This window comes from Aquabacterium sp. G14, from assembly GCF_037482285.1.
Lineage (GTDB): Bacteria > Pseudomonadota > Gammaproteobacteria > Burkholderiales > Burkholderiaceae_C > Aquabacterium.
Map to the genome: position 1 here is coordinate 273921 of NZ_JBBEYB010000001.1, position 23524 is coordinate 297444.

Annotated in this window: 18 protein-coding genes and 1 pseudogene; 7 read left to right on the top strand and 12 right to left on the bottom strand. The window is 67.6% G+C overall.

Features of this window, described 5'->3' with window-relative positions:
* The first annotated feature begins 6 nt into the window (after positions 1-6).
* The 4 genes and pseudogenes from leuA to WIT60_RS16955 all read left to right on the top strand — a co-directional run bounded on the left by leuA (position 7) and on the right by WIT60_RS16955 (position 6491).
* Positions 7-1686, top strand: a complete 1680-nt coding sequence (gene leuA / locus WIT60_RS01295; RefSeq protein WP_339582141.1) for a 2-isopropylmalate synthase — start codon at positions 7-9, stop codon at positions 1684-1686.
* A gap of 12 nt (positions 1687-1698) precedes the next feature.
* Positions 1699-2310 (top strand): methyltransferase domain-containing protein, encoded by a 612-nt coding sequence (locus WIT60_RS01300; protein WP_339582142.1) that lies wholly within the window; start codon positions 1699-1701, stop codon positions 2308-2310.
* Between the two features lie 76 nt (positions 2311-2386).
* Positions 2387-4294 (top strand): PAS domain-containing sensor histidine kinase, encoded by a 1908-nt coding sequence (locus WIT60_RS01305; RefSeq protein ID WP_339582143.1) that lies wholly within the window; start codon positions 2387-2389, stop codon positions 4292-4294.
* Between the two features lie 247 nt (positions 4295-4541).
* Positions 4542-6491: pseudogene (locus WIT60_RS16955) on the top strand (putative bifunctional diguanylate cyclase/phosphodiesterase).
* 28 nt (positions 6492-6519) lie between these two features.
* On the opposite strand, the gene WIT60_RS01320 reads toward WIT60_RS16955, so the two are convergent.
* Positions 6520-8130, bottom strand: coding sequence for a methyl-accepting chemotaxis protein (locus tag WIT60_RS01320; protein WP_339582144.1), 1611 nt, complete (start codon positions 8128-8130; stop codon positions 6520-6522).
* A gap of 185 nt (positions 8131-8315) precedes the next feature.
* On the opposite strand from WIT60_RS01320, the gene WIT60_RS01325 reads away from it, so the two are divergent.
* Positions 8316-10895, top strand: a complete 2580-nt coding sequence (locus WIT60_RS01325; protein ID WP_339582145.1) for a cation-translocating P-type ATPase — start codon at positions 8316-8318, stop codon at positions 10893-10895.
* A gap of 92 nt (positions 10896-10987) precedes the next feature.
* On the opposite strand, the gene WIT60_RS01330 is transcribed toward WIT60_RS01325, so the two are convergent.
* The 6 genes from WIT60_RS01330 to WIT60_RS01355 form a co-directional block, all read right to left on the bottom strand.
* Positions 10988-12142, bottom strand: a complete 1155-nt coding sequence (locus WIT60_RS01330) for a GGDEF domain-containing protein (protein ID WP_339582350.1) — start codon at positions 12140-12142, stop codon at positions 10988-10990.
* Positions 12143-12235: 93 nt separating this feature from the next.
* Positions 12236-13186, bottom strand: a complete 951-nt coding sequence (locus WIT60_RS01335) for an FAD:protein FMN transferase (RefSeq protein ID WP_339582146.1) — start codon at positions 13184-13186, stop codon at positions 12236-12238.
* The gene (locus tag WIT60_RS01340; RefSeq protein WP_339582147.1) at positions 13167-15377 is read right to left on the bottom strand and encodes a PepSY domain-containing protein; all 2211 of its coding nucleotides are present in this window, start codon (positions 15375-15377) and stop codon (positions 13167-13169) included. Before WIT60_RS01340 ends, WIT60_RS01335 begins: the two co-directional genes overlap by 20 nt.
* 20 nt (positions 15378-15397) lie before the next feature.
* Positions 15398-15868, bottom strand: coding sequence for a DUF2271 domain-containing protein (locus WIT60_RS01345; RefSeq protein ID WP_339582148.1), 471 nt, complete (start codon positions 15866-15868; stop codon positions 15398-15400).
* A 52-nt stretch (positions 15869-15920) separates the two neighbouring features.
* The gene (locus tag WIT60_RS01350; protein WP_339582149.1) at positions 15921-17189 is read right to left on the bottom strand and encodes a ferredoxin reductase family protein; all 1269 of its coding nucleotides are present in this window, start codon (positions 17187-17189) and stop codon (positions 15921-15923) included.
* A 15-nt stretch (positions 17190-17204) separates the two neighbouring features.
* Positions 17205-17594 (bottom strand): PepSY domain-containing protein, encoded by a 390-nt coding sequence (locus tag WIT60_RS01355; protein WP_339582150.1) that lies wholly within the window; start codon positions 17592-17594, stop codon positions 17205-17207.
* 149 nt (positions 17595-17743) lie between these two features.
* Here WIT60_RS01355 and WIT60_RS01360 point away from each other — a divergent pair, with 149 nt between their 5' ends.
* Both WIT60_RS01360 and WIT60_RS01365 read left to right on the top strand, forming a co-directional pair.
* On the top strand, positions 17744-18403 hold the full coding sequence (locus tag WIT60_RS01360; RefSeq protein ID WP_339582151.1) for a response regulator transcription factor: 660 nt from the start codon (positions 17744-17746) through the stop codon (positions 18401-18403).
* A complete protein-coding gene (locus tag WIT60_RS01365; RefSeq protein WP_339582152.1) occupies positions 18400-19752 on the top strand; it encodes an ATP-binding protein in 1353 nt (450 codons plus the stop codon). Before WIT60_RS01360 ends, WIT60_RS01365 begins: the two co-directional genes overlap by 4 nt.
* 12 nt (positions 19753-19764) lie before the next feature.
* On the opposite strand, the gene WIT60_RS01370 is transcribed toward WIT60_RS01365, so the two are convergent.
* The 5 genes from WIT60_RS01370 to WIT60_RS01390 form a co-directional block, all read right to left on the bottom strand.
* Complete coding sequence (locus WIT60_RS01370; RefSeq protein ID WP_339582153.1) at positions 19765-20790, bottom strand: NAD(P)/FAD-dependent oxidoreductase; 1026 nt, start codon at positions 20788-20790, stop codon at positions 19765-19767.
* A complete protein-coding gene (locus WIT60_RS01375) occupies positions 20787-21353 on the bottom strand; it encodes a lipocalin family protein (protein WP_339582154.1) in 567 nt (188 codons plus the stop codon). Before WIT60_RS01375 ends, WIT60_RS01370 begins: the two co-directional genes overlap by 4 nt.
* A gap of 153 nt (positions 21354-21506) precedes the next feature.
* A complete protein-coding gene (locus tag WIT60_RS01380; RefSeq protein WP_339582155.1) occupies positions 21507-21842 on the bottom strand; it encodes a cupin domain-containing protein in 336 nt (111 codons plus the stop codon).
* 44 nt (positions 21843-21886) lie between these two features.
* Positions 21887-22366: a hypothetical protein gene (locus tag WIT60_RS01385; protein WP_339582156.1), complete on the bottom strand. Its 480-nt coding sequence runs from the start codon at positions 22364-22366 to the stop codon at positions 21887-21889.
* Positions 22367-22503: 137 nt separating this feature from the next.
* A complete protein-coding gene (locus WIT60_RS01390) occupies positions 22504-23415 on the bottom strand; it encodes a bifunctional GNAT family N-acetyltransferase/nucleoside diphosphate kinase regulator (protein ID WP_339582157.1) in 912 nt (303 codons plus the stop codon).
* Positions 23416-23524 lie beyond the last annotated feature (109 nt).

The window sequence follows — 23524 nt, forward strand, 5'->3', positions numbered from 1 at the left end:
CCCGCCATGTCTGCCTCCTCCCACGTCAAGTACCGCGCTTTCGCCCCGATCGTCCTCACCGATCGCCAGTGGCCCAACCGCGTGATCGACCGCGCGCCGATCTGGATGAGCACCGACCTGCGTGACGGCAACCAGGCCTTGTTCGAGCCGATGAACGTCGACAAGAAGATGCGCATGTTCCAGATGCTCTGCGACATCGGCTTCAAGGAGATCGAAGTGGGCTTCCCCTCGGCCTCGCAGACCGAGTTCGACTTCGTGCGCAGCCTCATCGAAGAAGACCGCATCCCGGAGGGTGTGAGCATCGAGGTGCTCACCCAGGCCCGCGAGCCCCTCATCCGCCGCACCTTCGAGTCGATCAAGGGCGCCAAGCAGGCCATCGTGCACTTCTACGCCGCCACCGACGACGCCTTCCGCGAGACCGTGTTCAACATGGACCGCGCAGAGGTGGTGAAGATGACCGTGGCCGCCGTCGAGTTGATCAAGTCGCTCGCCGCCGAGATGCCAGAGACCCGCGTGACGCTCGAATTCAGCCCCGAGCACTTCTCGTCCACCGATCTCGACTTTGCCCGCGAGGTCTGCGATGCCGTGACCGCAACCTGGGGTGCCACGCCCGAGCGCAAGGTCATCCTCAACTTGCCCGCCACCGTCGAAGTGGCCTCGCCCAACGTCTACGCCGACCAGATCGAGTGGATGCACCGCCATGTGGCCCGCCGCGACAGCGTGATCATCAGCTTGCACCCGCACAACGACCGCGGCACCGCCGTGGCCGCCGCCGAGTTGGGCTTGATGGCCGGCGCCGACCGCGTCGAAGGCTGCTTGTTCGGCAACGGCGAGCGCACCGGCAACGTCGACCTCGTCACCTTGGCGCTCAACATGCACACGCAGGGCGTCGAGCCCGGCTTGGACTTCGGCGACATCAACGCCGTGGCCCGCACCTACGAGTACTGCACCCAGCTCCCGATCCACCCACGCCAACCCTATGTGGGCGATCTCGTGTTCACGGCCTTCTCCGGTTCCCACCAGGACGCCATCAAGAAGGGGTTTGCTGCCCACAAGGCAGAAGAGCGTTGGGCGGTGCCTTATCTCCCCATCGACCCGGCCGACGTGGGTCGCACCTACGACTCGGTCATCCGCGTCAACAGCCAGTCGGGCAAGGGCGGCATCGCCTATTTGATGGAGACCGAGCACGGCGTGGTCATGCCGCGTCGCATGCAGGTCGAGTTCTCGGGCGTGGTGCAGCAGCACACCGACACGCACGGCGGCGAGGTCACGGCCGACGACATCTGGGGCTTGTTCGCCCAGACCTACATCGAGCCGGTGGCCCCCGTGCGCTACCGCGAACACCACCTCTATGAGAACGGCGACGCCCAGGGCATCCGCCTCACGGTGGACATCGACGGCCAGACCCACATCCTCACCGGCGAGGGCAACGGTCCGATCCAGGCGGCGGTGCACGCCTTCGCCAGCGCCAGCATCGTGGTCGAGGTGCGCAGCTATGAAGAGCGCTCGATGAAGGGCGGCAGCGTGGACGGTGGCGCCCAGGCCTGCGCCATCATCGAAGTGGCCGTCAACGGCAAGGAGCACTTCGGCGTGGGCATTGATGGCCACATCGTGACCGCCTCGCTCAAGGCCTTGGTCAGCAGCCTCAACCGCGCGGGTGCCGTGCCGATGCGCAACGCGGCCTGAGGGGAGCACCGCATGGCAGGCCCCACCGCCGATTTCTGGCAAGAGAAGTTTGACAAGAACGAGATCGCCTGGGACCGCGGCGCGGCCAGCCCGCAACTGCTGGCTTGGCTCGACAGCGGCGCGCTGCAACCCTGTCGCATCCTGGTGCCCGGCTGTGGCAGCGGCTGGGAAGTGGCCGAGCTGGCCCGCCGCGGCTTCGAGGTCGTCGGGCTGGATTACACCCAGGCCGCCGTGGACCTGACCCAGGCCCTGTGCGCCGAGCGAGGTGTGAAGGCCGAGGTGGTGCGCGCCGATGCGCTGACCTACGAGCCCCGCGCGCCGTTTGACGCCATCTACGAGCAAACCTGCCTGTGCGCCATCCACCCGGACCATTGGCAGACCTATACCGCACAGCTGCAGCGCTGGCTCAAGCCGGGTGGCCAACTGTGGGTGTTGTTCATGCAGATGCTGCGCGCGGCGGCCAGCCAGGAAGGCGTGGTGCAAGGCCCGCCCTACCACTGCGACATCAACGCGATGCGGGCGCTCTTGCCGGCGTCGCTGTGGGACTGGCCCAAGCCGCCTTACGACAAGGTGCCACACCCCACGTTGCAGCACGAGTTGGCGCTGACCTTGACGCGTCGTTGACCCTCTTTTAAATGGGCCCTGAGTGGGGGCTGGACGCCGGGGCGTGCATTGGCGAGGCAATCGTGCCTGGCACCACATGTTTGCCACCGCGTCCCCCTGGCTGGATCCCTTGGTGCATGCCGGTTTGGTGCACCGCCTGATCAACCAAGGCCTGGCAGAGGGCGAGGCAGGCGAGCCGCAGGTGCTGGAGATGGCCCTGACCGACCGACAAGGCCGGGTGCGTCAGATGCTGGTGGCCGGGCGTCTGCTGCACATCGCCGGGCAGATGCAACTGCTGTCCAGCTACCAGGATGTGACGGTGCAGCGCGCCGCCGCGCAAGCCTCGATCGGCGAATACCGAGAGATGGTCGAAAGCGCCAACGATGCCATCTTGCTGGTCGAGCACAACCGCATCATCGAATGCAATCCAGCGGCCACCTTGCTGTTTGGCCGCTCGCGGACGGACCTGATCGGGCAACACCCGGGCGACCTGTCTCCGCCTTTTCAGGAGGGCGGCATCCCTTCAATGGAGTTGGCCCAGCGTCGGATTGCAGATGCCCTGTCGGGGGTGCGCCGCCGCTTTCTGTGGCGCCATCTGCGCCCGGATGGCAGCGAGTTCACGGCCGAGGTCGTGCTCAACCCGGCCCACACCCTGACAGATGACAGCGGGCAGCCCCGTCAGGGCCGCTTCGTGTCCATCATGCGCGACGTGACCGAACGTCTGCAGGTCGAGCAGGCGCTCAAGGACAGTGCCGAGCGCTTTCAGCGCCTGTTCGAACTGGCCCCGGTGCCGCTGGCGCTGCTGGAGCCGCGTGGGCGGGTGCTGGCGGTCAACCGTCAGTGGACCCAGTTGCTGGGCTACACCCTCGACGAAGTGCCCGACATCCCGACGTGGGTCGAGTTGGCCTACCCGGATCAGACCTACCGCGCCATGGCCTTGTCCCTGTGGGAGCAGGCCCTGTCCGCTGTGATGGACCAGGGCCGTGAAATGCAGCCCACGGAGGTGCAGGTGCGCTGCAAAGACGGGCAGATGCGCAATGTGCTGGTGGGCGGGGCCATGGTGGGCAAGGAGCTGATGACCAGCTTTGTGGACGTGACGCTGCCGCGCCGCGCTCAGGCCGAGCTGGAGGCCCTGAACGCCTCGCTGGAGGGCCGCGTGCAAGAGCGGACCCAGGCCCTGCAATCGGCCATCGATCACCTGCAGCGCACGCAGGAAGAGCTGGTGCGCTCCGAAAAGCTGGCCGGCCTCGGGGCCCTGGTGGCCGGGGTTGCCCACGAACTCAACACCCCCATCGGCAATGCCGTGATGGTGTCGAGCACCCTGCGTGACCTGCAGCAGCAGTTTGACGACAGCGTGACCCAAGGGCTCAAGCGCAGCACCTTGCAGCAGTTCCAAGGGCACTGGCGCGAGGCCACGGAGGTCATCGAGCGCAACCTGAGGCGCGCGGCCGAACTCATCGCCAGCTTCAAGCAGGTGGCGGTGGACCAGTCCAGCTACCAGCGCCGGCCATTCGAGCTGGGCGAGGTCCTGCACGAGTTGCACCTCACCCTCAGCCCCACGCTGCGCCGCAGCCAGGTCGAACTCATCGACGAGGCGCCACCTGGCTTGCGCATGGACAGTTACCCCGGCCCGCTCACCCAGGTGCTCATGAACCTGGTCAACAACGCCGTGGTGCACGCCTTCGACGACCGGCCCCATCCGCACCAGGTGCGCATCCGCGCCGAGTCCTTGCCCGCCCAGCGGGTGCGCCTGACCGTGACCGACAACGGCTGCGGGGTCGACCCGGCCCACCTGTCGCGTCTTTTCGATCCTTTTTTCACCACCAAGCTGGGGCGCGGCGGCTCCGGCCTGGGACTGCACATCGTCTACACCCTGGTGACCGGCCTGTTGGGGGGCAGTGTGCAGGTGAGCAGCCAGCCCGATCAAGGGTGCACGGTCACCCTGGACCTGCCTTGCGAGGCGCCTCATACCGCCGCTTCTCACAACATGGTGCAACATGGTTGACGACGACCTGATCCTCATTGACGAGGACGACGCCCCCGCAAGCCCCGATGCCGGCGATGCGATGCAAACCTGGCGCGTGCTGGTGGTCGATGACGATCAGGATGTGCACCGTGCCACCGAGTTGGCCTTGCGCGGCCTGTTGGTGGAAGGCCGTCCCTTGAGCTTGGTGCATGCCTATTCGGCGGGCGAAGCGCGCGCCGCGGTCGAGGCGGTGTCCGATCTGGCGGTCATCCTGCTCGACGTGGTCATGGAAACCGAGGATGCCGGCCTGCAACTGGTGCGCCATGTGCGACAGGACCTGCAGCGCGAGGCCGTGCGCATCATCTTGCGCACGGGCCAGCCGGGCTATGCCCCCGAGCTCGACACCATCCGTCATTACGACATCAACGACTACAAGACCAAGTCGGAGCTGACGCGCGTGCGCCTGTTCACCAGCCTGACCACGGCGGTGCGCTCGTACCGGCAGATGCGTGCGCACGAGGAGATCCGCCGTGGGTTCGAGATGGTCATCCAGGCCAGCACCGAGCTGACCAAGATGCATGGCATGCAGATGTTCGCGCAAGGCGTGGTCAGCCAGCTGTGAGCCTTGCTCAACGTCGAGCCCGCCGGGCTCATCTGCGCACAAGATGGTCTGCATGCGGAGGACGAGCCGGCCCGCGTCATCGCGGCGGCGGGGCGTTTCAGCCACCTCATCCACCGTCCCCTGGATGAGCTGGAGCTGCCCACGGTGCAGGAGGCGCTGGCGAACTGCTTGGCCCAGCGTCGCAGCAGCTTCGAGCCTCACATGCTGCTGTACTTCTCGATGGAGAACGGGCGTGGGCTGGCCGCCTATGTGGATGTCAAGCGCGCGCTCAACGACATCGACCGTCAGCTGCTGCAGGTGTTTTGCGCGAGCATGGCCGTGGGGTTCGAGAACGTGCTGCTCTACGACCGTCTGGTGGACCAGGCCTATGTGGACCCGCTGCTGCGCATTCCCAACCTCAACCGCCTGCTCGAAATGCTGGACGCGCGTCTGATGGAGCGCGCCGACAGCACGCTGGCCTTGATCGACATCGACGACTTCTCGGCACTCAACGACACGCTGGGCCACGAATTCGGTGACGCCGTGCTGCAGGCGGTGGCGCACCGACTGAGCCAGGGCCTGCCGCGCAGCCATCTGGCCCGACTGGGGCCGGACATTTTCGGGGTGCTGGGACCCAGTGACGAGGTAGCCGTCGGCCACCTGCAGCAGGTGTTGCATGACGCGGTGCAGATCCACGGCCAGCACGTGCGCGTGTCGGCCACCATGGGGCTGGTGCCACTGGCCGACCGCATCGATGCCGGGGTGGCGGTGCTCAAGGATGCGCATGTGGCCTTGAAGCAGGCCAAGCTGCGCCAGCGTGGCAGTGCCGTGTACTTCTCGGCGGCCATGGGCCAGGACGCCCGCGAGCGCATGCGCCTGCTGTCCGGCTTGCGCCATGCCTTCGATGCCCAGCACATGTTCCTGGTCTACCAACCCAAGGTGTCGCTGCACGACGGGCGCCCTCAGGGGGTCGAGGCACTGTTGCGCTGGCGCATGAGCGACGGGCAGCTGGTGCCGCCGGACCGCTTCATTCCGCTGGCCGAGCAGTCGGGTCTGATGGGCGCGCTGGGCACCTTCGTGCTGCGCAGCGCCTGTCAGCAACTGGCGCGCTTGCGTGCGGCGGGCGAGCATGAACTGGTCATGGCCATCAATGTCTCGCAAGCCCAACTGCGCGAGCCCGACTTTGTGGCCACCGTGCAGCACGCGCTTGACGATGCGAAGGTGCCGGCTTCCCAGGTGGAGTTGGAGATCACCGAGTCGATGGCCGCAGACGACCTGGCGGTGATCCGTCCGCTGCTCGATGCCGTGCGCGCCCTGGGCGTGAGTGTGGCGATCGACGACTTCGGGACGGGCTTCTCGTCGCTGAGCGTGTTGCGCCACCTGCCAGCCCAGCGCCTCAAGATCGACCGCAGCTTCATCAACGAACTCGATCACGACGACAGCATTGCCCGCATGGTGATCAGCCTGGGGCACAGCCTGGGCATGCGCATCACGGCCGAAGGGGTGGAGACCGAGGCGCAGCGCCAGGCTTTGTGCGAGCTGGGTTGCGAAGAGGGGCAGGGGTGGCTGTTTGCCCGCCCGCTCGATGAGACCGGTCTGCTGACCTGGTTGACCGAGCGCCGTCAGGCGATCTGACGGGACGTGGTTCGGGTACGTTGGGGGCTCAGTGACCTTTGGCCTCGCGGCGCAGGGCCACGGCGTCCAGATCGGTCAGGGTGTGTTCGCCGCGCTGCAGGCGGAACAGCCGCATAGAGTGGCTCACCCCTTGCGCTTGCGACGTGAGGGAGCGTGCCGTGGAAGCGAGCTCTTCGACCATCGCGGCGTTCTGCTGGGTGATCGAGTCCATGTGGGAGACCGCCTCGTTGATCTGGCCGATGCCCAGTTGCTGCTCGCGCGAGGCGCCACTGATGGCGTCAAGCACGTCACTGACCTTTTGCACCGCTTCGATCGCTTCGCGCATGCGGGCCCCCGCATCGTTGGTGCGGGCTTCGCCTTCCTGCACACGCTCGGCCGATTCGTGGATGAGCTGCTTGATCTCGCGGGCGGCCTCGCTGGTGCGGTGGGCCAGCGAGCGCACTTCCGATGCCACCACGGCAAAACCACGGCCTGCCTCGCCGGCCCGGGCCGCTTCTACCGCTGCATTGAGTGCCAGGATGTTGGTCTGGAAGGCCACGCCTTCGATCAGATGGATGATCTCGCCAATGCGTCGCGAAGACTCGGCGATGCCCGCCATGGTTTGCGTGACCGCCTGCACCGCCTCGTTGCTACGGTGGGTGATGTGCGAGGTGTCCTGCGCCAGTTGCGCGCCACGCAGGGCGGCATCGGCGCTTTGCTGCACGGTGCCGTTGATCTGCTCCATCGAGGCGGCGGTCTGCTCCAGGCTGCTGGCCTGCGACTCGGTGCGCGAGGCCAGGTCCTGGTTGCCGGCGGCAATCTGAGCCACGGCCGTGCTGAGGTGGTCCACCTCGTTGCGCACGTCCTGCACCACGGTGCGCAGGTTCAGTGACATCTGCATCATCGCCTGTTGCAACTGGCCCGCGGCGCCGCGCGCGCCGGTGCCGATCGGGAACGAGAGGTCGCCGGCAGACAGGTGGTAGGCATCGTCCAGCAGACGCTGGATGGGCATGATGGTCAGTGCGCGGGTGGCGAGGTAGCTGCCCACCCCGGCGAGCACAGCCAACCCGGCCGTGACCGCGGCAGGGGCGCCCAGCAGGGCGGCGCCCGCGGTGAGCGCGGCACCGGTGCCTTGCACAGCCACCAGGCGCAGTCGGGTGCTGGCACGCAGTTGGTGTTGCACACCGCCCCACCAGCCGGCACGCAGCACCTGGCCGCTGCGCAGCACATGCTTGAGCGTGCCGCTTTCTGCCTCGGCGCGCATGGTGGCATACAAGGCATCGGCCGCCTGGATGGCCTCACGCGTGGGCTCGTGGCGCACGGACAGGTAACCGGTGATGCGGTCGCCGTCCATCATCGGGGTGGCGCCGGCCACCACCCAGTAGTGGTCGCCATTCTTGCGGCGGTTCTTGACCACGCCCGACCAGGGGCGGCCCGACTCGATCGTGGCCCACATGTCCCGGAAGGCTTCGGCGGGCATGTCGGGGTGGCGCAGGATGTTGTGCGGCTGGCCCAGCAGCTCTTCACGGCTGTAGCCGCTCACCTCGATGAACGCAGGATTGCAGTACGTGATGCGGCCTTTCAGGTCGGTCACGGACACCAGGGTGCGGTTCGGAGGGAAGGGGTACTCGCGTTGAGTGACGGGAAGATTCAGTCGCATGTCAAGGGCCTGGTGTCGGAAAGTGCGCCAACATCCAATCGTGAAGTTGATTTGTATCAATTCGATTGGGCCATACAAGACGCGGCAGCTTGTCACAAGGCGGGCTTTTGTGTCTACAAGTGCCGCATTGACCTCGTTTCTGGGTCGGATAGGATGCCGAATGGCCCACTGCGCGGATGCTTTTCATGGCGACGACGCCCTCTTTTGACGATACCGGCCTGAGCGAGCCCGTGGCCAGCGAGCTGTTGCGCACGCACGGCCCCAACGAGTTGCCGCAGGCCCGCCCCCGCTCGGTGTGGCGCATCGCGGCCGAGGTGGTGCGCGAGCCCATGCTGCAGTTGTTGATCGCGGCCGGGCTGATCTACCTGGTGTTGGGGGACGTGGCCGAGGCGCTGGCGCTGCTGGCCTTCGTGGTGCTGTCGCTGTCGATCAGCCTGGTGCAGGAGACGCGCACCGAGCGGGTGATGGAGGCCCTGCGCGACCTCAGCAGCCCGCGCGCGCTGGTGATCCGTGACGGGCGCCGCCGCCGTGTGGCCGGGCGCGAGGTGGTGCCGGGCGACCTGATCGTGCTGGCCGAGGGCGACCGCGTGCCCGCCGACGCCGTGCTGTGCGAGGCGCACGAACTGCACACCGACGAGTCCCTGCTGACCGGCGAGTCGGTGCCGGTGCGCAAGCAGGCCTGTCCCCCGGAAACCTGGCCCCAGGTGGACGAATGCGCCCCCGGGGGCGACGACCTGCCCTGGGTGTACTCCGGCGCCCTGGTAGTGCGTGGACAGGGGCTGGCCCAGGTGCGCCACACCGGGGCGCAGACCCAGATCGGGCGCATCGGGCAGGCGCTCAGCCAATTGGAGACGACGCCATCGGCGCTGCAGCGTCAGACCCGCCAGTGGGTGCGGGCGTTTGCCGTGGTCGGCGTGGCCCTGAGCCTGGGCGTGGCCCTGCTGTACGCCTATGTGCGCGGGGATGTGCTGGCGGCGGTGCTGGCCGGCATCACCCTGGCCATGTCCATGCTGCCGCAGGAGTTCCCGCTGATCCTGACGGTGTTCATGGCCATGGGCGCCTGGCGCATCGCCCACCAGCGCGTGCTGGTGCGCCGCGCCAGCGCCATCGAAACCCTGGGTTCGGCCACCGTGCTGTGCACCGACAAGACCGGCACGCTCACGCAAAACCGCATGACGGTGGCAGCCTTGCAGGTGGGGGATCAGGCCTGGAGCGCCGGCAGTCCGGTGCTGCCCGAAACCTTCCACGCGGTGCTGGAGTACGCCATTCTGGCCAGCCAGCGCGACCCGTTCGACCCCATGGAAAAGGCCTTCTGGGACCTGGCCGAGAGCCACCTGACCGAACAGGACCGCGAGCACCTGCACCCGGACTGGACCTTGGCGCACGCCTATGCGCTGAGTCCCGACTTGCTGGCGATGTCGCACGTGTGGCAGCGACCCAGTCACCGCAGCCATGTGGTGGCCGCCAAGGGCGCCCCCGAGGCCGTGGCCGACCTGTGCCACCTGCCCGAGGCGCGGATCGCCGAGATCCGTCTGCAGGTGGAGGCGCTGGCCGCGCAGGGCCTGCGCGTGCTGGGCGTGGCGCGGGGCGTGCTGCGCGGGCATGAGCCGGGGGCCGACTGGCCGGCCATCCAACACGACCTGGACTTCGAGTTCCTGGGCCTCGTCGGCCTGATGGACCCGCTGCGCCCGTCGGTGGTGGACGCGGTGCAGATGTGCCGGCAGGCCGGCATCCGCGTCGCGATGATCACCGGTGACTACCCCGCGACCGCCTTGGCGATTGCCGCCCAGGCCGGCCTGGACACGGCCGGTGGGGCCTTGCGCGGTGAAGAGATTGCCGCCTTGTCCGACGAGGCCTTGCGTGAGCGCGTGCGCCACACGGCCGTGTTCGCGCGCGTCACGCCCGAGCAGAAGTGGCGCATCGTGCGCGCCTGCCAGGCCAATGGCGCGGTGGTGGCGATGACCGGCGACGGTGTCAACGACGCGCCTTCGCTGAAGGCCGCCGACATCGGTGTGGCGATGGGCGCGCGTGGCACCGACGTGGCGCGCGAAGCGGCGTCCCTCGTGCTGCTCGACGATGACTTTGGCGCGATCGCGCAGGCGGTGCGCCTGGGGCGGCGCATCAACGACAACCTGCGCAAGGGCATGGCCTTCGTGCTGGCCGTGCACGTGCCGATTGCCGGCCTGTCGCTGCTGCCGCTGCTGTTTGGCCTGCCGCTGCTGTTCGTGCCGGTGCACATCGCGTTTTTGGAACTGATCATCGACCCGGTGTGCTCGGTGGTGTTCGAGGCCGAGCCGGAAGAGGGCGATGTGATGCAGCGCCCACCGCGCCCCCCCAGTGCACCTTTGCTGAGCGCCGACCTGTTGTGGGGCAGCATGCTGCAAGGCGGGCTGGTGATGGGGGTGATTGGTGGCTTTTACATGTGGCTGCTGGCGGTCGCCACGCCCGAAGCGGCGGCACGCACCGCGGCCTTTGTGGCGCTGGTGGGCGCGAACGTGGCCCTGATCGTGAGCAACCGCTCGGTGGGCAACCACCTGCTGGAAAGCCTGCGGCGGCCCAATCGCGCGCTGTGGACCATGCTGGGCGTGACCGCGGCCTTGCTGAGTCTGGTGTTGGGCTTGCCCGCGCTTCGCGCGCTCTTTCAGTTCCAGCCCTTGACGGCGGACCTGGCGGCCCAGGCGGCCGGTGTGGCCGTGGTGACGCTGGCGTTGCTGGAGGTGCTCAAAGCCCTGCGTTTGCGCTGGGAGGCCAGGCTAAGGCGATGAAGTTGGCAAACAGCTTGCCAAGCTGCTGGGCGGCAGCGTGAAGTCCTTGGGGCGCGGGGCCTGGTCTTCGCATTCAGACCGACGCAGAAGTCTCAGCGGCCCAGGCTGCATGTGGCTTCGCTGACCTGGTTGCGGCCATTGCGTTTGGCCGCGTAAAGCGCTTCGTCGGCGGCGAGCAACAGGTGTTCGCAGGTCTGTCCGTGTTCGGGGATCACGGTGGCGATGCCGATGCTCAACGTGACGTGCGGGAGGATGGGCGATTCAGCGTGGGGCAGGCCGAGTTCGGCGAAGTCATGGCGGATCTCTTCAGCGATGCGACGGGCGTTCCTGGCATCGGTGTCAGGCAAGACCATGGCAAATTCCTCACCGCCGAAACGCGCGGCGAGATCGGTGGCGCGCTTGGCATGCTGGTGCAGGAGCTGGGCGATGCGGATCAGGCATTGGTCACCCGCCTGATGACCATAGTGATCGTTGTATTGCTTGAAGTAGTCGACATCAATGAACAGCACAGACAGAGGTTGCCGGCTGCGGCAATGGCGTTTCCATTCCTGTTCCAGGCAGCGGTCGAGCGAGCGCCGGTTGGGGATGCCGGTCAGGTCATCCTTTTCTGCCAGTTGCTGCAGTTGGCGATTGCTGTCCGCCAACTCTGCGGCCAGACGCTCGTTGTCGTAGCGAGTTTCCAGCGACTCGGCCAGCTGCTTGTGAAAGCGCAGGGCCGAGAGGTACATCAGGATGGCGTAGACCGTGAAGAGCACGGCCATTTCGGAATAACCGGGTTGCTTCTGCTGGAGCGCGGTGAAGACCATCATGCTTACCGGCGGGAGGTAGAACGCCGCAAAAGCGGTGAAATAGGAGGCGTGGCTGTTGAAGGCGCCAGCGATGATCCCGGTGTAGATCGTGATCAGGATGACCTGATAGGACGTCGGCCAGGCGGAGTCCAAAAACAGGCAGAAGCTGCCCCAGAGCAGCCCTGAGGCCAGGGTCTCACGCACATAGTGGCGTGCGCTACGGGTGAGATCGTCTGGATGGCTGGGGGGCTGACGATTGAAACGAGCGGTCCTCGCCAGCCGCAGCAGGGACAGGGCCATGTGCGCGCCCAGCCAGAACATCAGCTGCGTGTGGGGGGCCAGAGGCCAGTAAATCAGGACACACACCAGCGCGGTGACGATCCCGAGGAGCTGAATGACGGGTCCTTGCTGGTGGAGCAGCCGAATTTGCTCACACTGTACTTCCGGGCTGACCGGCACGGGCAACAAGCGCTAGAACATCGGCCCACTCTAGCATCGACGGTGATGCGAACGTCTGAGGTCGGTCGCCACCGTTCAGGCATCCAGCCCAACTCACGCCTCGTCGAACAGCCGGCCGCATCCGCGGGCGTGCACGGCCCCGGCGGCATCGCGCATCAGGAACAGGGCGCTCAGACCTTGACGATCTGCGAGTGCTGTCCCGGCCTCGGGGCCGAGCACCATGAGGGCAGTCGCCCAGGCGTCGGCTCCGGCGCAGGTCGGGGCCACCACGGTGACCGAGGCGGGTGAGGACAGCAGGGGCGCGCCGCGTCGTGGGTCCATCGTGTGCGACATGCGGCGGCCCTGCACGGTCACCCAGTGCCGGTAGTCGCCCGAGGTGGCGACGGCCGCATCCTGCAGGGCCAGCACCGAATGGGGCGCGCGGCGTTCGGTGTCGGGCGCTTCGACCGCCACCGCCCAGGCCGTGCCGTCGGGGCGCAAGCCCATCGCACGCATCTCGCCGTCGATGCCGACCAGGCCCGATGCGATGCCGCAGGTGCGCAGGGTCTCGGCGAGGCGGTCCACGCCATACCCTTTGGCGATGCCGTTCAGGTCCAGCGTGATGGCGTCTTGCTTGCGCACCAGGTCGCCGGTGATCTGCAGCAATTCATGCGCCGGCCGACGCGGCGCGGCCATGGCGCTGCGGATGCGGTCCACGTTGGCGTCCTGCGGGCCAAAGCCCCAGGCCTGCACGGCATCGCCCATGCCGATGTCGAAAGCACCGCCCGAGGCGCGGCCGATGGCCAGACCCAGGCTCAGCACATGAGCTAGGTGTGCAGGCACCTCGACCAGGGTGTTCACCGGCGCGCGGTTCAGGCGCATCAGGTTGCTGTCGGTCTGCCAGGTGGACATCTGTGCGTCCACCTCGTTCACCGCGGCTTGGAGGGCGGCTTGTATCGGCGCCACATCCAGGCCGGGTGCGCTGAAGAACACCGCGGACCAGCGCGTGCCCATGGTGGGGCCGTTCAGCGCATGGCGCACCCACTCAGTAGACGTCTTCGACATAGCGGTCTCCGGCTTTCAGCATCGCGGGGGTCAGCCCGGCGGGTTGGAGGATCTCGGTCAAGGCCTCGCTGACACCGCGGGCCATGTCCCGGCCACCGCACACCATGACCTTGGCGCCGTGACGGATGGCATCCACCACCTGCGGCGCAGCCTGGCGCAGGGCATCCTGCACATACTGCGGTTGGGCGCTGCGTGACACGGCCAGAGACAGCTCCGTCAGCTTGCCTTCGGCCTGCCAGCGCGACCACTCCGAGTGATAGAGGAAGTCGCTGTCGGGGTGGCGCAGCCCGAAGAACAGGTGAATGGGCCGACCGGCCGTGTTGTCGCGGATGAAGCCGGCCAAGGGGCCGACGCCGGTGCCGGCGCCAATCAGGATCAGCGGGGTGCGGCCGCGGTCGGCATGGAAGCCTGGGTGGGGACGCACAAAGGCACGCACCGTCTGTCCCGGCTCCAACTCGGTCAACTGGGTCGAGACCAGGCCACCAACGTGACGTCGCACGACGATCTCGATGAAGCCGTCCCGCGCGCCCGAGGCGAGTGAGTACAGGCGAGGCACCGGTGAGCCTTCCGGCACGATGCCCAGCAGGTCACCCGGTTCGAAGCGTGTGAAGCCCTGGCCGGTCAGGCGCTGCCAGCGCGAGGTGGGGGGCAAGGCAAAGCGCAGGATGGACATCGGCACTTGCACGGCGCTTCCGTAGTCCTGACGCGCCACCAGGGTCAGCATCTCGGTGGCGGGCAGCGTGGGCTGGTGGGCCAACTCCAGAGGCGTGCCCAGGGCCTCGCCCAGTGCACGGCCCCAGCGGGCGAAGTCCTGCGGCGACTGGCGGTCGATGGTGTCGAAAGGCAGCAAGGTGGGCCAGCCCTTGGTGTGGGCGGCATCGGTCACGGCTGCGGCGAAGGCACAGAAGGCCGGGAAGCTGCGGTCACCAAAGCCGAGCACGGCCAGCGGGGCGGTGGGTGGGGCGTCCAGGGCCTGGAGACGGGCCAGGAAGCCCTGGGCCGAGGCTGGGGCATCGCCTTCGCCATAGGTGGCGGCCAGGATCAGATAGCGTTGCGCCTGACGGTAGCGGGCCGGTGCAAAGCCGCTCATCGGGGCGATGTGCACGGACTGGCCCGCGCGGCGCAAGGCCTCGGCCAAGGTGGTGGCAAAGCCCCAGGTGCTGCCGCTTTCGGAGCCGACCAGCACCACGGTGTCCGCCTGGGCGGCTGGGGCGTTGCCGCTCAGCTTCGGGCGGGTGCGCCACCCGGCCAGCCAGACCAGCACGCCGGTCACGGACAGCACGGGCACACCCAGGGCCATCACGCCCAGGATGAGGCCCAGCACGGCCGCGCCGCGACCGGTGTGCAGCATCTCCATGGTGTCCGACACGCGCTGGCTCAGGCTCAGGTCCTGCCACGCCAGCAGGGTGCCCGTGCCGGCATCCACATAGCCCATGCCCTGGGTGGTGCGCAGGGTGAACACATCCTGAGGATCGCCTGCGGCGGGAAAGCTCAGATCGCGCAGCGCGGCCACCGGGGTGGCGCGCAGGGCGTCCATCTGGGCCAGGGGCCGACCGGTCTGGCCACTGACCGTGGCCGGGGTATTGAGGTTGGCGGATTCGACCGTGATGACTTCGAAGGTCTCGGCCGACATCCACAGCGCGGTCACCGCGGACAGCAGCAGCCCGAGCACAGCCACGCGGGCGATCTCGGTGTGCAGGCGACCCGCCCAGGGGCCGCGCAGACGGGTGAACCAGCGGTGCCAGCCCCCCGTGCGCCGGGCCACCAGCCAGGCGCCGGTGATGGCCAGCAGCAGCATCGTCAACGCGCCCGCCGCGGCGACCAGGCGGCCACCATCACCCAGGAAGAGCGAGCGGTGCAAGGTGGTGAGCCAGCGCTGGGTCGGGTTCGGGTCGGCGCTGGCCACGTCGCGGCCGGTGGCCGGGTCGATCACGGCCGAGCCGGGCTGCTCACCGTCGAACCACCAGGCGGTGATGCGTCCCGAAGGCGCGCGCTTGATCTGCTCCAGGCCCGGATGGCTCGCCTGCACGCGGGTGGCCAGCTCGGCCACGGTCAGCGTGTCCGACACGGTCGGTGCCTGCTCGGCCTCCAGGGCGGGAAACAGCGACAGGGCGGCGCCGCTCAAGGCCGTCACGAACAGGAGGGCGGCCAGCACAAGGCCGGGCCAGCGGTGCAGGGGGCGCATCAACATCTCAGGGCCTCGGTGTCAGATCACAAACCGTAGGTGAAGCCGGCCACGTAGCGGCGGCCCGCGGTGAGCTTGCCCGCACCGGCCTTGGTCAGCGGCACCGACACGTCACGCGGGCTGTCGCGCATGTCTTCGGCGGCGGCGTCCACGTTCAGCGTGTAGCCGGCGTCGAACAGGGCATCGGCCAGTTCCACCGTCACCTTCAGACTGCGGCCTGCACCCACGCTGGCACCGGTGATGCCGTCGATCTGCCCGCGGCCGCCGCCGGTGGCGCGGTACCAGTCCGTCAGGTGCTTGTGGTACTTCGACTTTTCACCCGCGACCCACAGCGTGCGCACATGGGCGCCGGACGGGTCGCTCAGGTACAGCGCGAGGTAGGCGCCATCGCCACCGTAGTTCTTGAGCGTGGTGGTCAGGGTGACCGGACGGGCCGAGGCCAGACCGGGCAGGGCGAGGGCCGTGGTCAAGGCCAGGCCGGAGACGAGTGTTTTCATGAGGGTGCCTTTGCAAAGAAAGTGAGACCAGGGTGGCGAAGCGCAAACGCTTTCAGCGCAACTCGAAGGCCTCGTGGTGAATGCGGCGTGGACCTTGTCCCGTCGCCTGGAGGTCGGACACGATCGCGTCGCGCAGGCCTGCGGGGCCGCAATAGAACAGCTCCGCGTCGCGCAGCGTGAAGGGCGTCAGCTGGGCCAGCCGGGCTGCCGTCAAGCGACCGTCTTCGGCGCTGGCCACGATGTGCACCGTCAAGCCGGGGTGGCGTGCGGCGATGGCGCTCAGGCGCTCGGCAGCGAAGGCCTCGGCCCGCGTCGTCACCGCCCAGACCAGGGTGATCTCCTGCTGGTCGGCCTCGGTCAGGGCCTCGGCCCAGGCCAGGAAGGGCGTGATGCCGATGCCACCGGCCAGCCAGAGCTGGCGACGCACCCGCTTGCGGAACACGAAGCGACCGTAAGGTCCTTCCACCCGCAGGTGCTTTCCCGGAGCCAGACGCGTGGGCAGACGCCGCGTCCAGCCGCCCAGGGCCTTGATGCCGAAGCTCAGTGTGCCGTCCGCACGCGGGGCGCTGGCGATGGTGAAGGGGTGGGCCTCGCCCATGCCCGCATCGGGGGCCGACACGAAGGCGAACTGACCCGGGCGCCAGCGCAGGGGGCGACCGGCCGGGCGCAGCGTCAGCTCCGTCACCGTGCCGTGCGGTTCGACGTGGTCGACCACAAAGTTGCGGGGACGCAGGAAGGGCGCCACCAGCTGGGTGAACAGCCAGGCCACGATCCCGGCCGCGCTCAAGGTGTTGAGGTAGAGGCCCAGCGTGCCGTCCAGGCCTTCGGGCTGGTCAATCGCGAACTGGTGAAACGCGGCCACGGCGAACAGCAGGCCCGTGAAGCGGTGCGTGAAGCGCCACAGTGGCCAAGGCAGCTCCAGCCGGGTGAAAGGCACCCGCTTGAACCAGCTCAGCAGGATCAGGCCGATGAAGCCGTTGAGGGCGAACTCCCCCACATCCGCGGCGATGTCCCCCAGCCGGGTTTCACGCACCACGTTGTCCAGCTCGGGCTCGATCGTGTTGTGCCCGATCATCAGCGCCAGGGCGGCGATGCCCAGCCACTTGTGCACCCCGTACATCCGGTCGAGCCCGCCAAACAAGGGTTCGATCCAGGAGGGGCGGGTGGAGAGCACCAAGGTCAGGCTCATCGCGGCGATGGAGGCCGACCCCAGGGCGATGCCCAGGGCCGTCTCCGTGCCGTAGGGGGCATAGGTCTGTGCGCCGAGCAGGCCCGCGCACAGCACGGCCAGCGTGGCCAGAAGGGGACCGGTCCAGCGCATCATGCACTCCTTGACTTAACGCGAGCCGGCGGGGGCAGCGGCCGGCACGTTCAGCGGCTTGCCAGCCTGGGGCTTGCCCATCTTCCCCGCGTGACCGCGAGCGGCGGGCAGGTAGCGCGCGGTGTCGGCGTCGGGGCGGAAGCGCACCTCCAGCTCCAGGATGGCGAGCGAGGCCGGGTCGATCTTGAGTTCGACCTGGTTGCCGTCGACATCGCGCCCACGGACTTCGTAGCAGCCATCATCGATGCGCAGGCGCTCGGTCGTGATGCCGCGGTTGGTGACATGGGCGGTGACGTTCTCGCGAGATTGCCATTCGGCCATGGGGCGATGGCAATCATCAGCGGCCAGCGCGGCGCCCGAGGCGGTCATGGCGATGACGAAGGCGATGGGGAAGAGTGATTTCATGGTGTGGCTCCTATATCCTTGTTGATGACTGATGACGTAAGGATGCGCCGCCAAGCTGACTGCAAGCTGAACGAGGCGTTGGAGGTGTGTCAGCTTCCCGTCAGGTTCGTGGTGGCGTGAGCGCGCCGGGAAAGCGTGGGAAGGTGTGAATGCGGATCTTGCTGATTGAAGACGACGCTGTTCTGGGCGCCGCGGTGCGCGACCAGATCGCGGGCGATGGCCATTCGGTCGACTGGGTGCAGCGCCTGGACGCTGCCGACGCGGCGGTCGCGGGCGTTCCTTATGACCTGGTCCTGCTCGACCTGATGCTGCCCGACGGCCGGGGTCTGCCCTTCCTGAAGCGCCTGCGCGCGCGAGGCGAGGCCAAGCCGGTCATCATCCTGACGGCGCTCGATCAGGTGTCCGACCGCATCGAAGGGCTCAATGCCGGCGCCGACGACTACCTGGTCAAGCCCTTCGACCTGGCCGAGCTGTCGGCCCGCATCGGCTCGGTCGCGCGCCGCTATGGCGGCAACCCCAACCCCCTCATCACCCACGGGGACCTGCAGATCGACCTGGGCGCGCGCAGCATCCTGCGCGATGGCACGCCGGTGCAGCTGACCGCGCGCGAATGGGCGCTGCTCGAAGCCTTCCTGGCGCGACCGGGGCAGCTGCTGTCCAAGGCGCAGCTGGAAGACAAGCTCTACACCTTCGATGCCGAGGTGGAGAGCAACACCATCGAGGTGCACATCAGCCGTCTGCGCAAGAAACTGGGCGCGACCGTGATCGAGACCGAACGGGGGCTGGGCTACCGCCTGGGCTCGGCATGAAGATGCCGCGCAGCCTCCAGCAGCGCCTGGCCTTGTCGCTGGGGGTGTTGCTGACGGTGCTCTGGCTGGGGGCGGCGGCGGTGACCGCGGTGCTGACGCGCCAGGCCATGGAGGAGGTGTTCGACGCCGCGTTGCAGGAAACGGCCCAGCGCATCCTGCCGCTGGCCGTGGCCGAGGTGCTGGCGCGCGAGGACGCCGACCCGACCCATCGCCTGGCCCAGACCCGTGAGCACGACGAGATCCTCAGCTATGTCGTGCGTGATGCGCAAGGGCGGGTGCTGCTGCTCTCACATGACGCCGATCCGGCCATCTTTCCGCCCTGGCGCGGGGCGGGCTTCAGCCAGTCCGCCACCCACCGTTTTTACAGCGAAGAGACGTTGCAAGGCTCGGTCCGGCTCACGGTGGCCGAGCCCTTGGCCCATCGCTCAGGCGTGGGGCGTGACATCCTGATGGGGCTGGCCTTGCCTCTGCTGGTGGTCCTGCCCGTGGCACTGCTGGCCATCGTGCTGGGCGTGCGTGCGAGCCTGGTGCCGCTGCGGCGCTTCCGTGATCGGCTGGCCGCACGGGGCGCGCGGGACCTGTCCCCCGTCCCGGTGGACGAACTGCCGACCGAGGTGGCCCCCGTGGCAGAGACGGTCAACGGGCTGCTCGCCCGCTTGGGCGCGGCCTTTGAGGCCGAGCGCAGCTTTGCGGCCAACGCTGCCCACGAGCTGCGCACCCCACTGGCCGGCGCCATCGCGCAAGCGCAGCGCCTGCAAGCCGAAACCCATGACGCCGCGGCCCAGGTCCGCGCCGCCGACATCGAAGCGACGCTCAAGCGCCTGACAAGGCTGTCAGAGCGCCTGATGCAACTGGCCCGTGCCGAAGGCGGGCGACTGCGTCTGGATCACGCATCGGACCTGCGCAGGGTGGCGCGCATCCTGACGGACGACCTGTCTCGCATGCCCGGTGCTGCTGGGCGGTTGGCGCTGACCGTGCCTGCCGAGCCGGTGATGTCGGACCTGGACCCGGATGTGTTTGCCATCCTCTTGCGCAACCTGGTTGAGAACGCCTTGCGACATGGCGCGCCCGATGCGCCCGTCCAGATTGCCTTGACGCACGAGGGTGGCTTGACGGTGGCCAATGAGGGCCCGGTGGTGTCGAGCGAGGTGTTGTCGCGGCTGGTGGAGCGGTTCGAGCGGGCTGGTGCGCAGTCGGACGGCAGCGGCCTAGGGCTGGCCATCGTGCAGGCGATTGCCCAGCGCCTGAACACCGCGCTGGTGCTGCAATCACCCCGGCCGGGGCAGGCCACGGGCTTTGCGGCGTCGCTGGCTTTGCCCACTTCGCCAGGCACCCCAGCCAAGGGCTGAGCGGAGCGAGAGTTAGCCTGCAGACGCAGGCGCCACGTGCTGTGCCAAGGCTCGTCCGCTGAGCCAGGCACCTTCCACCTTGCCGCCGTTCAGCCAGTCCCCGCACAGGCCCAGTTGCGCCTGGGCATCCCACCAGCAGCCCAGGTTCAGGGCAGGCTCCGTGTCCGCATAGCGCCAACGGTGGGCGGTGGCCTGCACCTGTGCAGGGTCGGGACCGCCCAGCGCTGCGAACGCGGCCAGCAAGGTGGCGGTGACCGTGGCCGCATCGTCTTCCACGTGGGCCTCGCTCCATTCGGCACTGGCGTGCAACAACCAGGTGTCTGCACCCGTGCGCCCCGGTTTGCTGCGGTCGTGGGCGACCCAGCGCAGTGGGCCCGCGTTGACGAAAGCGCCTTCCCAGTCCAGTGACACCGGTGTGGGGCAGCGCACCATCACGGCCCAGCAGGCGCGCATGCGTGCACGCGCGGCCGCGGCGGCGCCTGCAGGGGCCACGTCACGCAGCAGCTGCTGAGCCTGGGGCGCCGGCATGGCCAGCAGCACCGCCTGGTAGCGGGGCGCCAGCTGTCCGTGCTCGGCCGAGGTGAGGGCCCAGCCCGTGTCGTCACGGGCCAGCGCCTGCACCGTGGTTTGCCATTGGGTTCGCACCCGCTCACCCAGGTCCTGCACCAGCCAGGCCACTGGCGACGTCATGCGTGGGGTGCCCACAAAGCGCGCCAACGGCGTCTCGGGTGTGCCCCAGGCCAGGCCGTCAAAGCTCACCAGGCGGGCATCCCACAGCGCGGCGGCGCCCGCGGCTTGCCAGCGTTGCACTTCGCGCCGGAAGGTTGCATCGCGGGCGGTGAAGTACTGGGCACCGTGGTCACATTGCCAGGGGCCCAGGGCGTCTTCGCTGCGCCGTGTGCTCATGCGGCCCGAGGGGCCTCGGCTCTTGTCGAACAGGTGAACGTGGTGACCGGCTTGCACAAGGGCCTGCGCGCACGACAGGCCCGACAAGCCCGCGCCGAGGATGGCAATCGGCAGGGGGCGGGCTGCGCTCATGGCTTCGGATCGGTTCGGCTGTGGCTCACCCAAATCAGAGCCTGGGTGTCGATGCCCAGCGATTGCATCTTCGCCACGATCTGCTTTTGCACGTCGGCTGGCAGTTGTGGGGTGCGCGCCAGAATCCAGGCGTACCTGCGGTCAGGGCCGACCACCACCGACCATTGGTAATCAGGGTCGAGCGCGGCCACATGGTAGCCGCCATAGAACGGGCCAAAGAAGGAGACTTTGAGAGACGCCGTCTGCTCGTCGCCGGTGAACAGCGCCTTGCCCACAGCCTCTTTCCAGGTGTTCTTGGCCGCCACAAAGCCGCGGTTGACGACGCGCACGCTGCCATCTGGCTGGCGCTGGTAGGTGGCGCTGACATCGGTCATGCCGCGCTCGAACGAATGGTCGAGCCGTGCCAGCTCATACCAGCGACCTTCATAGCGAGACACGTCAAAGGCCTTGACCGGGGGGATGCCGGCCGGTGGCTCCATGGACGCGCAAGCGGCCAGCGCGCCAGCGCAGGCGACAACGCACGCCATCAGGAGGCGTCGGGAGACGGAGCGAGCGTGGATCATGGGTCTACTTCTGAAGCTGAAGAATTGGCGACCCACATTGGACCTCGTTTTGAGGTGGGATATCGTGGACAAAAGCGCGTCAAGTACGGCGAATCCACGCATGGCCTGCTTGGTGTCACCCGGCTCACCCTTGGCGGCCGAGCGGCGGTGCGCCTACTCTTTCACGCCACGGATCATGATCAGCAGCATCTTGAAGCCACCGACCGGATGAACCGCATGCGGGACATTGGCGGGCATCAGCAAGCTGTCGCCTTCCCCCAGGGTGTGACGCACGCCGCCCAAGGTCACCTCGGCGCGACCTTCCACCCCGATGATCAGCGCGTCATAGGGCGCCGTGTGTTCACTGAGCCCCTCGTTGCCATCAAAGGCAAACAGGGTCACGTTGCCGGCCGGGTTCTTGACCAGCATCCGGCTGACGACCGCCTGCTCCTGGTACTGCAGCATCTGCTTGAGGTTGCGCACTTCGGGCGCTGTCGGGTCGGTGCTCATCGCTGTGCTCTCCGGGTTGAGGGCGTGCCATCCGCCCTGTGGTGTCAGTGTTCGATGGGCTGAAAGCCGGGGTCATCGAAATGCTCGCCGTAGGCTTCGAGGGCGCCGATCACCTTGACGGCCCCGTCCATGCGCGGGGTGCCCTTCACCTTGCCAGCCATCTGGTCGGCGCCCACCAGCAGGTCGGCAATCACGATGTGCAACTGGGCGTCAGCGGCGGGCGGTAGCTTGCAGGTCGCGACGATCTGGCCGACCGACGCATGCACCTGCTTGGCCAGTCGGTCATACGACTTGGTCGACATCTTGTTCTCGTGGATCGCGTGCAGTGAGGCCGCCATCGACTTGCGGATCTCCAGCATGCCCGCACGCAACGGCGCATCGGTTTCCCACTTCTTGCCCTCATTGAGTTGCAAGGTGTGCTCGGTCGCACCATGCCCATGGTCATGTGCAGGGGATGCGGCCAGAGCGGCGCCGCCCACGTGCAGGGCGAACACGGTGAGCGCAAGGTGAAGGTACGGTTTCATGGGCATGACGCTTCAGAACGGTGAGGGGCCGCAAGGGACCGAGGGGTGCTGATCACCTTACTGCATCCTTCCAAGCTTGCCAATGCGCCAGATCAGGATGGGGGCATTTGCTCCCAGCGTCGTTGTCACCCGCACGCTCACAGGTGGAAGTCCCCCGCCGCCTCGGGCTGGTACAGCACCTTGTCGATCCGGATCTGGCGCGTGCGATGGCGCATCCGCCAGTGGAAGGCATCGCCCTCCTTGTAGCCCAGGATGGCGGTGCCGAGGTCCGAGTACACCGAGAACTTGCCCGCATGGTCGTCGGCATCCTCGGGGTACACCAGCGCCACTTCCACCTTTTCGTCGTCGACGTGCAGCACGGCCTTGGAGTTCATGGTGATGACGTCTTCTGAGACCTGACGGGGATCGACCACGATGGCGCGCTCGACCTCGTGCGCCAGCTCGAAGCTGTCTGTGGCCGGTTCAATGTCCAGCAAGCTCTTGAGGCGGGCCTTGTCGATTTCTGTGATGACGATGTCGGCCGTGTGGGGCGCAGGGGTCTCGCGCAAGATGCGGAGGTAGCGCTCCGAACTCATCGCAAACGACTTCATCGTCGGCGTTTCGCTGTCGAGCAGGAAGCCGCTGCGCAGGAAGGCCTTCAGCGAACGCTCGTTGTCGGTGTGGATCTTGGCAACGAGCTTGTCGGCGCGCATGTCGAAGAACGCGAGCTTCATGCCCTCCCGGATGGCGCTGGCGCCGAGCTGGCGGCCCCAGTTGTCGCGGTTGCCGATGACCAGCACCATCTCGCAGTCGCGGTCGGTCTTGACGAGGCGCACGAAACCCACGGGCTCGTCGTGCCTGTCGTAGGCCATGAAGAAGCGGCCGCCCTGGTTGAACAGATGGGTCAGGATCGGCAACTGGACCCGACCCAGGACTTGCTCAATGGAGCGGGAAACGTCGCGTGAGTCGCTCAGATAGCGGGTCACGCTCTTGTCCTCCAGCCAATCCCTGAGCATCAGCGCGTCTGAACGGGTGATCTCGGGACACAGCGAAATGAAAGGCTTGTTCATCTTCACCACACCTGGTTGCAAGAATGAAAGCCCTTCATGGCCCCGGCCATGACGGTTCTTTCGGATGACCGAAGATTCTAGGCCGCGAGCGCGAGAGGAGGCGCAATGT